General features: G+C 62.5%; 10 protein-coding genes. 8 read left to right on the top strand and 2 right to left on the bottom strand.

What is annotated here, in order from left to right; translation table 11 throughout:
* Positions 1 to 134 precede the first annotated feature (134 nt).
* The gene (locus tag B0G83_RS05220; protein WP_105506312.1) at positions 135 to 1,712 is read right to left on the bottom strand and encodes an MFS transporter; all 1,578 of its coding nucleotides are present in this window, start codon (positions 1,710 to 1,712) and stop codon (positions 135 to 137) included.
* Between the two features lie 209 nt (positions 1,713 to 1,921).
* Positions 1,922 to 2,665: a J domain-containing protein gene (locus B0G83_RS05215; RefSeq protein WP_105506311.1), complete on the bottom strand. Its 744-nt coding sequence runs from the start codon at positions 2,663 to 2,665 to the stop codon at positions 1,922 to 1,924.
* A 1,019-nt stretch (positions 2,666 to 3,684) separates the two neighbouring features.
* Between B0G83_RS05215 and B0G83_RS05210 the strand changes: the two genes are divergently transcribed.
* The 8 genes from B0G83_RS05210 (at position 3,685) to groL (ending at position 14,081) form a co-directional block, all read left to right on the top strand.
* The gene (locus B0G83_RS05210) at positions 3,685 to 6,468 is read left to right on the top strand and encodes a TonB-dependent receptor (protein WP_105506310.1); all 2,784 of its coding nucleotides are present in this window, start codon (positions 3,685 to 3,687) and stop codon (positions 6,466 to 6,468) included.
* A gap of 390 nt (positions 6,469 to 6,858) precedes the next feature.
* Positions 6,859 to 7,533 carry an NADPH-dependent FMN reductase gene (locus B0G83_RS05205; protein ID WP_105506309.1) on the top strand — a complete coding sequence of 225 codons (675 nt, stop codon included), beginning with the start codon at positions 6,859 to 6,861 and terminating at the stop codon, positions 7,531 to 7,533.
* A 331-nt stretch (positions 7,534 to 7,864) separates the two neighbouring features.
* Positions 7,865 to 8,080, top strand: a complete 216-nt coding sequence (locus B0G83_RS05200; RefSeq protein WP_105506308.1) for a transcriptional regulator — start codon at positions 7,865 to 7,867, stop codon at positions 8,078 to 8,080.
* A gap of 277 nt (positions 8,081 to 8,357) precedes the next feature.
* Positions 8,358 to 9,812 carry an indoleacetamide hydrolase gene (iaaH, locus tag B0G83_RS05195; RefSeq protein WP_105506307.1) on the top strand — a complete coding sequence of 485 codons (1,455 nt, stop codon included), beginning with the start codon at positions 8,358 to 8,360 and terminating at the stop codon, positions 9,810 to 9,812.
* Between the two features lie 78 nt (positions 9,813 to 9,890).
* Positions 9,891 to 10,688, top strand: a complete 798-nt coding sequence (locus B0G83_RS05190; RefSeq protein ID WP_374954885.1) for a CDP-diacylglycerol diphosphatase — start codon at positions 9,891 to 9,893, stop codon at positions 10,686 to 10,688.
* Between the two features lie 155 nt (positions 10,689 to 10,843).
* Entirely contained in the window at positions 10,844 to 11,911 is a 1,068-nt protein-coding gene (locus tag B0G83_RS05185) for a fatty acid desaturase (protein ID WP_105506305.1), read from the top strand.
* A gap of 226 nt (positions 11,912 to 12,137) precedes the next feature.
* Entirely contained in the window at positions 12,138 to 12,428 is a 291-nt protein-coding gene (locus B0G83_RS05180; RefSeq protein WP_011493321.1) for a co-chaperone GroES, read from the top strand.
* 12 nt (positions 12,429 to 12,440) lie between these two features.
* On the top strand, positions 12,441 to 14,081 hold the full coding sequence (gene groL / locus B0G83_RS05175; protein WP_105506304.1) for a chaperonin GroEL: 1,641 nt from the start codon (positions 12,441 to 12,443) through the stop codon (positions 14,079 to 14,081).
* Positions 14,082 to 14,098 lie beyond the last annotated feature (17 nt).

Genomic DNA, 14,098 nt, shown 5'->3' with positions numbered 1-14,098 from the left:
CGGCATTCGCTCGACTCGCGTCGCGAACGGTAAGAACGTGTCTTTGATTCTAGAAGCGCGGCTGGCCGCGCTAAAGGTTGCGGTCTCGATCAAATCGGCCTACGTCTATGGTCTGGCGGCCAACGTCCCTTTCGTCACACCACGGGTGACTCCTCCACCTCATGCGGTAACCTGGCGTCCTCATCGTGCTCGCCGTCCGGCGCTCCCGTGCGGCTCAAAAACGCGAACGACGCGCACGCCGACAGCAACGTGATCACGATCAATACATGCAGCAAACTCGTGAACGCGTGGGTATAACTGAGCGCGAGTGCGTGCCGGCTGATTTGCGGCAGACTCGCGGCGCCGCTCGCGAGGTCGCCCGTCGTCAAACGCTGCGCTGCTTCGGCGATGCGTTGCCTCATCGCGGGGCTGCCGTCCGCCGTTAGTCGTGCGAGGCTGTGTTGCGCGAGGCTCGCGAGTATCGCCGTGACGATCGCCAGCGCAATGCCTTCGCCGGCCACGCGCGTCGTGCTGAAAATACCCGTGGCCATGCCGGCGCGCTCCTTCGGCACGACACTCACCGACAGACCGTCCATCAAACCCCATGGCATGCCCGCGCCGATGCCGACTATCAGCATCGGCACGATCGCCGACCCGCGCGATGCGCCGATGTCGACACGGCTCAACCAGTAGAGCCCCATCGCCGCGATCAGAAAGCCGAGCCCCGACAGCACGCCGGCCGACATCCATCGTGTCAGCGAAGCAACCAGCAGCGGCACGGCGAGTAACGGTGCCGACAACGCAATCATCAGCAGACCCGCCTCCATTTCGCTAAGGCCTTCCGCGCCGATAAAACGCAGCGGCAACATCACGATCAGCACGATGTAGCAATAGCAGGTGCCGACGGGCAGAATCTGCACGCCCACGAAACGCGGATAGCGAAACAGGCTCAGGTCCAGCATCGGCCGCGCGACGCGTAGTTCCACCGTCACGAACACGGCCAGCATCGCCGCCGACCCGGCCAGCAGGCCGATCACCAGCACGCTGGACCAACCGGCTTGCGGCGCCTGAATCACCGCGACCGTAAAGAGTCCGAGCGTGGCGGTGAAGCTCAACGTGCCGGGCCAGTCGAGACCGGTGGCGGCCGGATCGCGCGTTTCACGCATGCGCGGCACGCCGAACACGAAGGCGAGCGCACCGATCGCGGCGATCGTCACGAAGATCGCGCGCCAGCCGAAGTGCGTAATCAGCGCACCCGCCATCAGCGGACCGAATGCAAGGCCGAGTCCGAAGCTCGTCCCCAGCAGGCTGAATGCGCGGGTGCGCGCGTGGCCGTCAAATTCCTGCGCAAGCGCCGCGGAACCACTCGCCAGCGACGCCGCCGCCGCGACGCCCTGTAGCGCGCGCAACGCGTCGAGCCAGGCCACCGAAGGCGCCAGACTCAGCGCCAGCGAAGCCACGATAAAACCACCCAGCCCGGCCGCAAAAAGCCGCTTCCGGCCGAACTGATCGGCCAGCGCGCCGGCCGCCATCAGCAGGCTGCCGAAGCTCAGCATGAAGGCATTCGTGATCCAGGTCAGCGCGCCCGCGCTGCCGCCCAGATCGCGCCCGATCGCGGGCGTGGCGACCGCGCCGCCCGAGAAAGCGAGCGGCAGCACCAGCGCGGATAAACAGACGGCGGCGAGAATCAGCGGTTGGGCGCCGGCCTCTCCGTGTGACGTTGCAGTTTTCATCGATCAGCCCTTCCCCGAAATCCGGCCGCGGCGTGACGTGGCGAATCACGAGCGCCGGCCGGACGCGCTCGCAAACACACGCACTCAAGGGCGTCATTCTGGCTACGGCGACGGGGCGGATAAAGAGCCTGCCGGTCGTGACTGAGCGGCCTGAAACGCGACAATCGCGATACGGAACGCGCAGCGGGGGTGGCTGCCCGCGTGACGCGTCAGAACCTCAGGCCGTTCAGGAATTGAAACCAGAGACCGCCCAGTACGCCAGCGGGATGCGCGGCGGCGGTGGGGTCGTCGGGTTTGCCTTCGTGCGGTTCTCCGCGCGTGTCCTCCCGCGTACCGTCGCGCTTGCCGCGGCCCGTGCGATTCGCCGGCGCGTCACCCGTTGCAGCGCCTCGTTTCGCGGCAGCGGCAGCGGCAGCCAAACCCGAAGCAGCGTCTACGCTGTCGAACGCGGTTTCCGCGGCCGCCCCCTGCACGTCGACCTTCGCCGCCGCTTCCGCCTCGCGCCGCGCCTTCTGCAACGCCGCCACGCTGTCCGCGATCTGCGCGGCTCGCCGCGCCTCGCAGCGGCGCCCGAGCAACACGCCGAACAGCACGTCGCGGTTGTGGCCTTCGTCGGCGAAACGCATGGCGAGCGACACCATCTCCGCGTAGGCCGCTTCGTCGGCGGCTCGCACCGCGGCTTCGCGCTCCGCCTGGGCGCGTTCCCGACGCGTACGCTGCGCCTCCCAGCCGCGCATCTGCTCGGCGTAGACCGCGTCGTATACCTTGCGTTGCGCGGCGTCGGAGAGGATCGCGTACGCGTCTTTAATCTCCTGGAAGGTGGCGCGCGCAACCTCTTCCGCGCCGCTGTTGCGGTCCGGGTGCCACTTCATCGCGGCCTTGCGATAGGCGCGCTTGATTTCGTCGTCGGTGGCGTGCGTGGGCACGCCGAGCGTGTCATAAAGAGTTGTCATTGCCTGCTCGACCTCGCCGTGAATCGCGTCGCGAATGATCCTAGCATGTGAAAAATGTCAGCCACCTGCGTGAACCGGCGTGAGCCTGCATGCCCGCGATTTCACGCCGCGTGATTCGCGTTTCGCACACGGCCAGTCGCGAGGATGGGTGGCGCACACGAAAACCGGGCCGTTTCGAAAGCTTTCTCGCAAAGCCTTCGGATCCGGCAATAAAACCGAATACGGTCGAAGCGCAAAACTCCAATCTCGTGCGCGATATTCGCGCCGATCGGCGATACCGCAATCGATCAACGGATTTCCAGGTAACGTCGCCGCGCAGACAAACTCGTTGATTCGCCTTCTATCCGAAGACATTCCGTAGAGCCATCGGAATTTCTACGCCTGCTTTCTGCGACGCGCTTCATCGGTTTCATATTTCTCAGCCTGACACGCTGACTTCGGTTTTCGCGCGCGCCATTCGCGCAATCACCGTTCACTCGAATAGCATAATCAATATTACCAATTCCTTTCATTTACAAAGCACGCGCTTCTTCTCAATGAAACTTTTTGTGTTTTCATCAAAAAAAGTTTGCAACGTAATTTTTTTTCTTGCTATCTTCCCGATCTCAAGATGGTCTGTAAGGTATCGCACGGCAAAGAGTATGAAATCTGTCGGATGAAAGTAGGCTGAATGCATATATTTTTCAGGCCTTTTTATTCCCGAAATACGCCCCTGTGCCGCTTAAGCAGACGAAGTGAACGTTAAAAAGATAGGCCGCAGGTTCGGCCACACTTGCGTGAGACACAAGAAAACCAGCCATTTTAATTTCCATCACCCAGTAATCCGACACGTTGAAATTTAGCGTGTCCCGTCCGTTCGTCTTCAGTTATTCGCACGGTGAATCGGCGTGCCGCGAAGTGAATGGATGGGACAGCTTGATATGGTGCGGCGCAATAGCGCCGTCAATCGCGTGGCGAGGTTCACGAGACCTCGCCGACCATTTTGGCGCAGCTCTATTTACAAGCGAAAAGGGGAAAAATTGAAACAGCGTGCATTGGCATTAGCCATTAAAAGAATAATCTGGGCCGAACTGGCGTTTTCGGCTGCGCTCGCCGTACCGGCATTCGCGCAGAGCCAGCCCACCACGGCGGGAAATACGGCCGCGGCACCCTCCACGGCACCGGCCGTCAATCCGGCTAAAAGCGCGGCTCCCGGCATGGCCACGAGCACCCCCACCAGCACCGCGCCCGCGTCCAAAGAGAAGGTTCAACAGATCAAAACCTTCGAAGTGACCGGATCGTTGATTCGCAGCGCCGACAAGGTGGGCTTCAATCAGGTTCAGAAGATCACGGCGAAGGACATAGAAAACAGCGGCTATACCAACGTGGCCGACTACCTGCGCAACGTGTCCGCCAATTCGGCCAGCAGTTGGGGCGAAGGATCGACCAACAGCTTCGCACCCGGCGGTGCGGGCATCGCGCTGCGCGGCCTCAGCGAGAAGTACACGCTGGTGCTGGTGGATGGACAGCGCGTCGCGCCCTACGCATTCGCCGTCAATGGGACCGATCAGTTTTTCGACGTGAACACGTTGCCGTTGAACATCATCGATCGCATTGAAATCGTGAAGACCGGTGCCGTCTCGCAGTACGGTTCCGACGCCATTGCCGGTGTGGTGAACATCATCACCAAACACAATTTTCAGGGGCTGGAACTGGGCGGCAGCTACGGCGGCGCCACGCAGAACGGCGGCGGCCAGGGCACCACCCGGTTCAGTATTCTGGGCGGTATCGGCGATCTGAATTCGGACCGCTTCAACGTGACGGCCGCGCTCAGTTACTACAAATCGAACGGCTTTCTGGCCTCCGACCGCGACACGACGCAGAACCAGGATTTCTCGAATCAGCCCGGCGGCCTCTCCAACCAGTCGCCGTCTTACTGGCGACGCGGCAACGGCATCGGCAATGTGCCGCTGAGCCCTTGCCCCAATGGCGGCACGGTCGTGCCGGCCAATGCCAATGCGCAGACTTATGGTTCAGGCGGCACCGTCTGCCAGAACAATACCGCCTACGCGACCTCTCTCTCGCCGTGGACCGAACGCCTGAGCGCAAAGGTCCATGCCGACTTCAAGATCAACGACGCGATGCAGGCGTTCGCCGATCTGTGGGAGAGCAACAATACGACCAACACCAATAATTTCGTCGGACGGTTGAGCTCCAGCACGCAGACTTACGACCCCGCCACCGGCGGCGTCAATCTGATCTCGAACGTTGTGCCCGCAAGCAACCCCTACAACCCGTTCGGCGTGCCGACGCAGCTTCGCTACGCGTTCCCCGCCACGCAATCGGTTCGCACCAGTTCCAATTTCTGGCGTGCCGCCACGGGTGTGAAGGGCACCTTCACGACCCCCGGCATTGGAGACTGGGACTGGAGCACCGCGTATACGCATTCGCAGAATACGGTGTCGAACAACTATACGAACCTGATCAACGCGAACGCGCTGACCAACATCATTCAGAACGGCGTGTTCGACTTCGCCAATCCGTCCGCGACGCCGAATGGTTTGAACGGGTTGTACGGCAGCACGTCGACGCAGGCGATCACGAAGCTCGACGCGGTCGACGCCACGCTGGCGACACCCCACCTGTTCACGCTGCCCACCGGCGACGTCGGGCTCGGTTTCGGCGCCCAGTTCCTGCACCAGAGCCAGTACATCGGCACCGGCGCGGGCTATGTGAACGGCACCTACGTCAATCCGTCGATCCAGTCCGTCGACGGCGAACGCAACGTGGCCGCGGTCTATTACCAGGTCGATATCCCGCTGCTGACGAACCTGACCTTCAGCCAGTCCGGCCGTTACGATCACTACAGCGATTTCGGCGGTGCCTTCTCGCCGCGTTTCGCGCTGCGCTTCCAGCCGGTTCGTGAATTGACGATGTATGGGTCGTACACGCGCGGCTTCCGCGCGCCGACGCTGATCGAAAACACCTCGTCGAAAACCTTCGGTGCCCAGGGCGCAATCGATCCGAACGATCCGAACGATCCGGGCGCTTACGCGTTGCGTGAAGAAATCCAGGCGGGCTCGCGCAACCTGCAACCGGAGCGGACCAAGAACTACAATCTCGGCTTCCAGTTGTCGCCGACACGCACCACCGACATCGGCTTCGACTGGTACAAGATCCACATCGACAACGTGATCGGCACCGACGATATCCAGTCCGTGGTGAATGAGAACGACCCGTCGAAAGTCATCCGCAACCCGAACGGTTCGATCGCCTACGTTCTGCTGCCGTATCAGAACCTGGCGTCGCTCGATACGGACGGCTTCGAAACGACGTTCCGGCAATCGGTGGCCACCAAAATTGGCACGTTCACGCTGTCCGGCGACTGGACCTATGTCTGGCACTTCAAGATGCCGGTGGGCGGCGTTACGACCGACTTCGCCGGCAACAACGGCGCGCAGAATACGCCGTTCGGTGCCAGCTTCCCGCGCTGGAAAGGCAATACCGATCTGAACTGGAACTACCAGAAGTGGAATGCGACCTTGACCTGGGTTTATACCGGGCCTTACGCGCAAGCCATTCTGCCGCCGGGGAACTATCCCGGCATGAAGGACGGTATCGCGTCCTACAGCCAGTTCAACCTGTTCTTCAGCTACACGGGGATCAAGCACTGGACGCTCTATGCGGGTGTCGACAACATCTTCAACCGCGCGCCGCCGTTCGATCCGACCTTCATGAACGCGAGCTACCAGTCCGGTTACGACACGTCGCTGTACTCCTACGTCGGGCGTTTTGCGCAGATCGGCGCGACCTACAAGTTCTGACGGCTGACTACCGGGCCGCTTGCGGCCCGGTTCTGGCGCACCTCCACGACGGACGAAAAAAAGGCCTCGCCACTTAACGTAGCGAGGCCGAGTCCCATGTCAAGGAGATGTCATGGAGGAGACGATTCGATCATAGCGTCCGCCTGTGGCACCCCCAAACAATCGTTCGCCATATGCTTATCCCGCATCGATCCATGTGCATTCCAGCGCACATTCGCGAGCAGAAAAACCCCCCACTGCCCCACACGGGTTATATCGTTAGAACAAAAAGTCGCTTCGCGCCGCAGGCGATGGTCTTTAAGATGACACTTCAAAGTCCGGTTCGTCCCGGCTTCGCCGCGCGCAGCCCCGCGCCGGCAGGCCGTGAGCCGTTACCGAAGGAGCATTTCGTTGACCAGTTTCGATCATCAGCGCCGGCCTCTCGTTATCGGCATCGGCGGCACGACCCGCGCCGCTTCGTCGACCGAGCGCGCGCTCGGCTTTGCGTTGCGCGGTGCGGAAGCCGCCGGCGCACAAACCCGCCTGTTCGGCGGCACGTTCCTGCATAGCCTGCCCCACTACGCCCCTGAAAATCCCGCCCGCACCGACGAACAGCTCGAACTGATCGAAGCCGTGCGCCACGCGGACGCGCTCATCATCGCCACGCCGGGTTATCACGGCGGCGTGTCCGGGCTCGTCAAGAACGCGCTGGATACGCTCGAGGAATTGCGCGCCGACGAGCGTCCCTATCTGGACGGCCGCGCGGTCGGCTGCATCGTCACCGCCTATGGCTGGCAAGCCGCCGGTTCGGTGCTGACGTCGCTACGCTCGATCGTCCACGCGCTGCGCGGCTGGCCCACGCCGTTCGGCGCCGGCATCAATACGCTGGAAACGCGCTTCGACAGCGTCGACACCTGTTCGGATCCGAAAGTGGTCGATCAGCTCGCCACGGTCGGCCAGCAGGCCGCGCAATTCGCGCTGGCCTTTGCGTCGCATCGCACGCCGGCTGCCGCGCCGGTCGCCGGTGCGCAGAACGAAACGGCCCGCAACGAAGCGCAACCCGCGCGCTTGCTGCACGCCGTCTAAGCTCCCCGAAATACGTTTTCCGCCAGCCGTGGCGCCGCATTGCCGGCCCACGGCGTTCGCGCTTGTCCGAACCGTGCGGCACATAACAGACCACGGTCCCGCCACGCCGGATAGTGTGTTCGAGCACAACCAACATGGTCCGATGCGGCCGGATGAAGTCCGTTCCCGAACCCCGCTGATTTGCTTACGACGAATGATTGGTTCACCGGCTGCGCAGTGCCCCCTACGCTTGATCCTGCCCGCCGACTCACCGGCCGCCCGACGCCGCCAATGCGCGTCCCACGTGCCGGCTTCCTCGACAACGCACGCGGGCATACTCACTGCCACGACCATGAATTCACATCTCCGCTACAAGGGTTACGAAGTCGCACCGGTTGCGCAACGCCTGCCCAACGGCCTGTTTGCCGCCAATCTGACGATCGAGAAAACCGCTTCGAACCACGAGCAAGCCTATTCGTTTGACGCGCTGGATTACTTCTTCGACGAAGAGCATGCGCTGGCTTACGCGTTTCGCTGGGGACGCATGTGGATCGATAACCACCAGTAACGCCATCCACCGAGCCTTTGCGTCGACCGGCATCGACGCCCGACAGGTTGTGCCAGAATAGACGACACCTCGAGCTCGTCCCCTGCACGCCCGCCATGACCGACGTATCGACTGCTGTCGCCGCCTTCCGCTGCCTGCCTTCTCCTTTTCCACGCTCCCGTACCGGTCCCGCGATCGCCGCCGAATGGCCTGCGTTCGCGCGTGCCGCACCGCGCTCACTGCCCGTGACGAAACCCGTCGCGCCGCCCCCGCACCCCAACCTATGGAGACATCGGCCATGACATGGACCGTCGATGAACAACTCGCGCTCACCGCCACCGAAGCCATCGCCGCCATCCAGTCGGGTCGCCTCAAAGCCGCCGACTACGTGGCCACGTTGCTAGCGCGCGCCGCGTCGCTCGAAAGCCTCAATGCACTCACCACGCTCGACCTCGACGGCGCCCTTGCCGCCGCGCGGCGCATCGACGCATTGCCGGCCGCCGCGCTCGCACAACTGCCGCTGGCCGGCTTGCCCATCGTCGTGAAGGACAACATCAACACGGCCGGTTTGCAAACCTCGGCGGGCACGCCGGCGCTGGAAGGCTTCATCCCGAAGGCGAACGCACCGTCGGTGCAGCGTCTGGTCGATGCCGGCGCAATCGTGCTCGGCAAGGCCAACATGCACGAACTCGCGTTCGGCATCACCAGCACGAACCTCGCCACGCACGCGCGCCCGGTGCGCAATCCGTACGATCCCAAGCGAATTCCCGGCGGTTCGTCGGGCGGCACGGCGGCGGCGATTGCCGCGCGCATCGTGCCGGCCGGCCTCGGCACCGACACCGGCGGCTCGACGCGTATTCCGGCGGCGCTGACGGGCACCGCGGGGTTTCGTCCTTCGGTCGGCAACGGGGGCACTGAACGGCGCTATCACGACCCAGATGCCGTGGTGCCGATCAGTCATACGCGCGATACGGTCGGACCGATGGCGCGCACCGTCGCCGATATCGCACTGCTGGACGGCGTGATGACCGGCAGCGGCGCGTTACCGGCTATCGCGCTGACCGACTTGCGCATCGGTTTGCCCGCGCCGCTGTGGGAAGGCCTCGAACGGCAGGTGGAAGACATCGCGCGCGACGCGGTGCAGCGGTTGCAGGCAGCGGGCGTGGTGTTCGTGCCGGTGGCGATGCACGAACTCGATCATTTGAACGGTATGGTGGGCGGCCCGATTGCGATCCACGAAGCGCTCGACGATGTGCGCGCCTGGCTCGTCGCGAATGACGCGCCGGTTAAAACCGTTGCCGAACTCGCGGCTCGCATCGCCAGCCCCGACGTGCGCGCGATTTACGACGGCGTGCTCGGCGACGTGCTTGCCGCGCAATACGACGACGCGCTGAATCTGTGGCGGCCGCGTTTGCAGGCGTACATGGCAGCGACGTTCGCCGATGAGCGGCTCGACGCGCTGCTGTTTCCGACCACGCGTCTCGCCGCGGCACCGATCGACGATGTGTATGGCTCGTCGTTCGTCAGCATCGACGGCGGCGAACCGATCGACACCATGGACGCGTTCCTGCGCAATACCGATCCGGCCAGCACGTCGGGCATTCCGGGGCTGTCACTGCCGGCCGGCATGACGCCGGGTGGTTTGCCGGTCGGTCTGGAACTGGATGGGCCACTGGGTGAAGACCGGCGGCTGCTGGCGATCGGCGTCGCGGTCGAGCAGTGGCTCGGCGTGCTGCCCGCACCGACGCTTTGATCCACGCCGCGACCTACCTTTTAAAATACCCACCCCATGCCGACGACTGCGCCGATAAAAACGCCGACCGATGCACCGTTGAAAACACTTACGCCCCGCCTGGCATTCCGGGCTCTTTCGCGCGGCAGCGCTGGCCTGAAGGCTACGTTGGCCGCGCTGACCGTTGCGCTTGCAACCACCGGCTGCGCACGCCTCGCCACGGTCGATTCCAACGCGCTATGGAAGATCGTCGATCTGCGCTGCGTGCCGTCGCAACAGGCAACCGGCACGCCAGGCCAATGTACGACCGTCGATCTCGACAAACGCTATGCGATCCTGAAGGACATCGTCGGACGCTCACAGCATCTACTGATTCCAACCGACCGCATCACCGGGATCGAAAGCCCGCTCGTGCTGGCACCGCATGCGCAGGACTATTGGGTCGACGCGTGGGATTCGCGCCGTTACGTCGAGCAATCGGTCAAACGCACGCTGCCCGACAATCAACTCGGCCTTGAAATCAATTCGAAGTATCGGCGTTCGCAAAACCAGCTGCATATTCATATCGATTGCATGCGCGGTGATATTGGCGAGGCGCTTGCGCGTCACGCGAAGGATGTGCCTGGCGAATGGCATTGGGACACGCTCGACGGCAACCGCTACCGGATCATGCGCGTCACCACGCTGACGAACGGCAGCAATCCCTTCCGGGTTGTCGCACGCGACAACCCGGGTGACGCGGCAATGGCCACACAAACCATTCTCGTGACGGGCGCGGGGCCGTCCGCGGAACAGGACGGCTGGCTACTCGTGAATAGCGGTACGGAAGTGGACAACGGCAGCGGCACCGCCGAACCCTTGCTCGATCACGCGTGCCGCGTGGCGGACGCGCACTGAGCATCATTGAGGCGTCGGATCACGCCGGAAACAGGCTAGCGTGATCTGCCACGCCTAAGCACGATCAGGCAGATGCATTGCTGAACAAATTGGTTCGGGCGGCGCCCATGGGTCCGTAGGATCGGGTTAAACATGCACTTCGACCGATCCAGCCCATGGCGTTTTACCTCGACGATACGCAGCGCAAAACCCTCGCCCGACTCGCGACAAGCTGGACATGGCGCACGCAGTGGCCCACATGGGCACTGATCGTCACGATTTATAGCGGATGGTTCGGCGTGGCCACCCATGCGCGTGAGCTCGGTTTGCCGCTTACCGCCGCTCTGCTGGCCTGGTTCGGTGCGTGGTACATGTCGCTGCAGCACGAACTGTTGCATGGTCATCCAACCCACTCGCGTGCGTTCAACGCCGGGCTCGGCTTGGCGCCGCTGGCCGTGTGGTTTCCCTACGGCATCTATCGGGATTCACATCTTCAGCATCATGACGACGTGCATTTGACGCATCCGGAACGCGATCCGGAAAGCTATTTTGTCGATGCGTTGGTGTGGCAACGCGCGGGGTGGGCGATTCGCGCGCTGCTGACTTTCCGGAATACGTTTATCGGTAGATTGCTGGTTGGACCCGCGTTTTCTATCGCAGCGACCGGCGTGGATGCGCTCGCCAAAGTCAGACGCGGTGATTGGCGTGATGTGCCGGTGTGGTTGGCGCATTTCGCGGCGTTGGCTACGCTCACGTTATGGTTGCGGAGTGACTGCGGGATACCGGCGTGGGTGTTTATTCTCGGCGCGGGTTATGGCGCGCTGTCGCTGGGTTCGATTCGCTCGTTCCAGGAGCATCGCGTCGCGCAGGCTCCTGAACATCGCACGGTGATTAACGAAGCGTCATGGTTCTGGCGCTTGCTGTTTCTGAACAACAACTACCATCTGGTGCATCACGACTTGCCGCATGTGCCGTGGTTTGCGCTGCGGGAGGTCTACGAGACGTCCCGCCAGCAATACATAGAACGTTCGGGATGCTTTCTAGTAAGGGGTTACAGAGAATGGCTGAAACTTTATGCATTCGCTTCAGTTGCGTCTCCGCTTTATGGGGATCTATCCGGGTTGATCCAGAGTAGTCCGCATGCTGCCGACGGTTTTGCGGGTAAATTGCGGGCAAAAATCATGGTAGTTGTCCGTCGAGGAGAGCCGCGTGAAGCTAACCTACCCTCTACTGCTGAACGCTAAACCGCAAAACAAGCCCTATAAGATCCGAGACCCCCAAGGCTCATGAGTTAATCAGCGCGTTTCAACGTCGGGCGCCACGGTTCAGGCGCATTGCACAACAAATGCCAAATGCTCATAACCTTCGATGAATAGGTTATTGGAGCGACGGGCCGCATGTTTGTATATTCGATTCCGGTCAGCACTCACCAACGACGAGTGCCAGAATTCAAACTGCGGAAATCGAACCATGAGCCTACGCCCTTTGCATGACCGCTTGATCGTCAAGCGTCTCGACCAGGAAACCAAAACCGCTTCGGGCATCGTGATTCCCGAAAGTGCCGCGGAAAAACCCGATCAGGGCGAAGTGATTGCCATCGGTCCGGGCAAGCGCGACAGCGACGGCAAACGTATCGAGCCCGATCTGAAAGTCGGCGAGCGCGTGCTGTTCGGCAAATACGCGGGGCAGTCCGTCAAGGTAGACGGCACCGAATTGCTGGTGCTGCGTGAAGAAGACGTGGTCGCCGTCGTCACTCAATAAGGAGCTTCGAACATGGCAGCAAAAGAAATCATTTTTAGCGATGTGGCGCGTTCGAAACTGGTCGAAGGCGTGAACATTCTCGCCAACGCGGTCAAGGTGACGCTCGGGCCGAAGGGCCGCAATGTCGTGCTGGAGCGTAGCTTCGGCTCGCCGGTCGTGACCAAGGACGGCGTTTCGGTCGCGAAGGAAATCGAGTTGCTGGACCGGGTGCAGAACATCGGCGCGCAACTGGTAAAGGAAGTCGCCTCCCGCACCAGCGACGCCGCCGGTGACGGCACCACCACCGCCACCGTACTCGCCCAGGCGATCGTGCGTGAAGGACAGAAATATGTCGCGGCCGGCTTGAATCCGCTCGACCTGAAGCGCGGCATCGACAAGGCGGTCGTGGCCGCCATCGACGAATTGAAGAAGATCAGCAAGCCGACCACCACCAGCAAGGAAATCGCCCAGGTCGCGACGATCTCGGCGAACGGCGAGGAGTCGATCGGTCAGCGGATCGCGGAAGCGATCGACCGCGTCGGCAAGGAAGGCGTAATCACGGTCGAAGACGGCAAATCGCTCGATGACGAACTCGACGTGGTGGAAGGCCTGCAATTCGATCGGGGCTACCTGTCACCGTATTTCATCAACGATCAGGACAAGCAGGTCGCGGTGCTCGACAACCCGTACATCCTGTTGCACGACAAGAAAGTCTCGAACATTCGCGATCTGCTGCCGGCGCTGGAACAGGTCGCGAAAGCGGGCCGCCCGCTGCTGATCATCGCGGAAGACGTGGAGGGCGAAGCGCTCGCCACGCTGGTGGTCAACAACATTCGCGGCATTCTGAAGACCGTCGCGGTCAAGGCACCGGGCTTCGGCGATCGCCGCAAGGCGCTGCTCGAAGACATCGCGATTCTGACGGGCGGCCAGGTGATCGCCGAAGAAACGGGTCTGTCGCTCGAGAAAGCGACGCTTGCGGAACTGGGTCAGGCCAAGCGGATCGAGGTCGGCAAGGAAAACACCACCGTCATCGACGGTGCGGGCGACAGCAAGAACATCGAAGCGCGGGTGAAGCAGATCCGCACGCAGATCGACGAAGCGACCTCGGACTACGACCGCGAGAAACTGCAGGAACGTGTCGCGAAACTGGCCGGCGGCGTGGCGGTCATCAAGGTGGGCGGCGCGACTGAAATCGAGGTCAAGGAAAAGAAAGACCGTGTCGACGATGCGCTCCATGCAACGCGCGCCGCTGTCGAGGAAGGCATCGTGGCGGGCGGCGGCGTCGCGCTGATTCGCGTGAAGCAGGCCATCAGCGCGCTCAAGGGCGTGAATGCCGACCAGGACGCGGGCATCAAGATCGTGCTGCGCGCGCTCGAAGAACCGCTGCGTCAGATCGTAACGAACGCCGGCGAGGAAGCCAGCGTGGTCGTCGCGAAGGTGGCGGACGGCACGGGCAATTTCGGCTATAACGCGCAGACAGGCGAATACGGGGACTTGGTGGAATCGGGCGTGCTCGATCCGACCAAGGTGACGCGCACGGCGCTGCAAAACGCGGCATCGGTCGCGGGTCTGCTGCTGACCACCGACGCCACCGTGCACGAGGCACCGAAGGATGCGCCCGCGGCGGGCCAGCCGGGCGGTCCAGGCGCGGGTGGGCCGGGACTCGATTTCTGAGGATCCGTACCGTCAGC

The sequence above is a fragment of the Paraburkholderia sp. BL21I4N1 genome, from assembly GCF_002973525.1.
Classification (GTDB): domain Bacteria; phylum Pseudomonadota; class Gammaproteobacteria; order Burkholderiales; family Burkholderiaceae; genus Paraburkholderia.
Note: the sequence above shows the minus strand (reverse complement) of the source record. Positions and strands in the feature narration are given on the sequence as shown.

What these genes read in the sequence shown, in the direction of transcription:
- B0G83_RS05220 (WP_105506312.1), bottom strand. Translation starts at nt 1,712, where the DNA reads ATGAAAACTGCAACGTCACACGGAGAGGCCGGCGCCCAACCGCTGATT.
- B0G83_RS05215 (WP_105506311.1), bottom strand. Translation starts at nt 2,665, where the DNA reads ATGACAACTCTTTATGACACGCTCGGCGTGCCCACGCACGCCACCGAC.
- B0G83_RS05200 (WP_105506308.1), top strand. Translation starts at nt 7,865, where the DNA reads ATGAATTCACATCTCCGCTACAAGGGTTACGAAGTCGCACCGGTTGCG.
- iaaH (WP_105506307.1), top strand. Translation starts at nt 8,358, where the DNA reads ATGACATGGACCGTCGATGAACAACTCGCGCTCACCGCCACCGAAGCC.
- B0G83_RS05185 (WP_105506305.1), top strand. Translation starts at nt 10,844, where the DNA reads ATGGCGTTTTACCTCGACGATACGCAGCGCAAAACCCTCGCCCGACTC.
- B0G83_RS05180 (WP_011493321.1), top strand. Translation starts at nt 12,138, where the DNA reads ATGAGCCTACGCCCTTTGCATGACCGCTTGATCGTCAAGCGTCTCGAC.
- groL (WP_105506304.1), top strand. Translation starts at nt 12,441, where the DNA reads ATGGCAGCAAAAGAAATCATTTTTAGCGATGTGGCGCGTTCGAAACTG.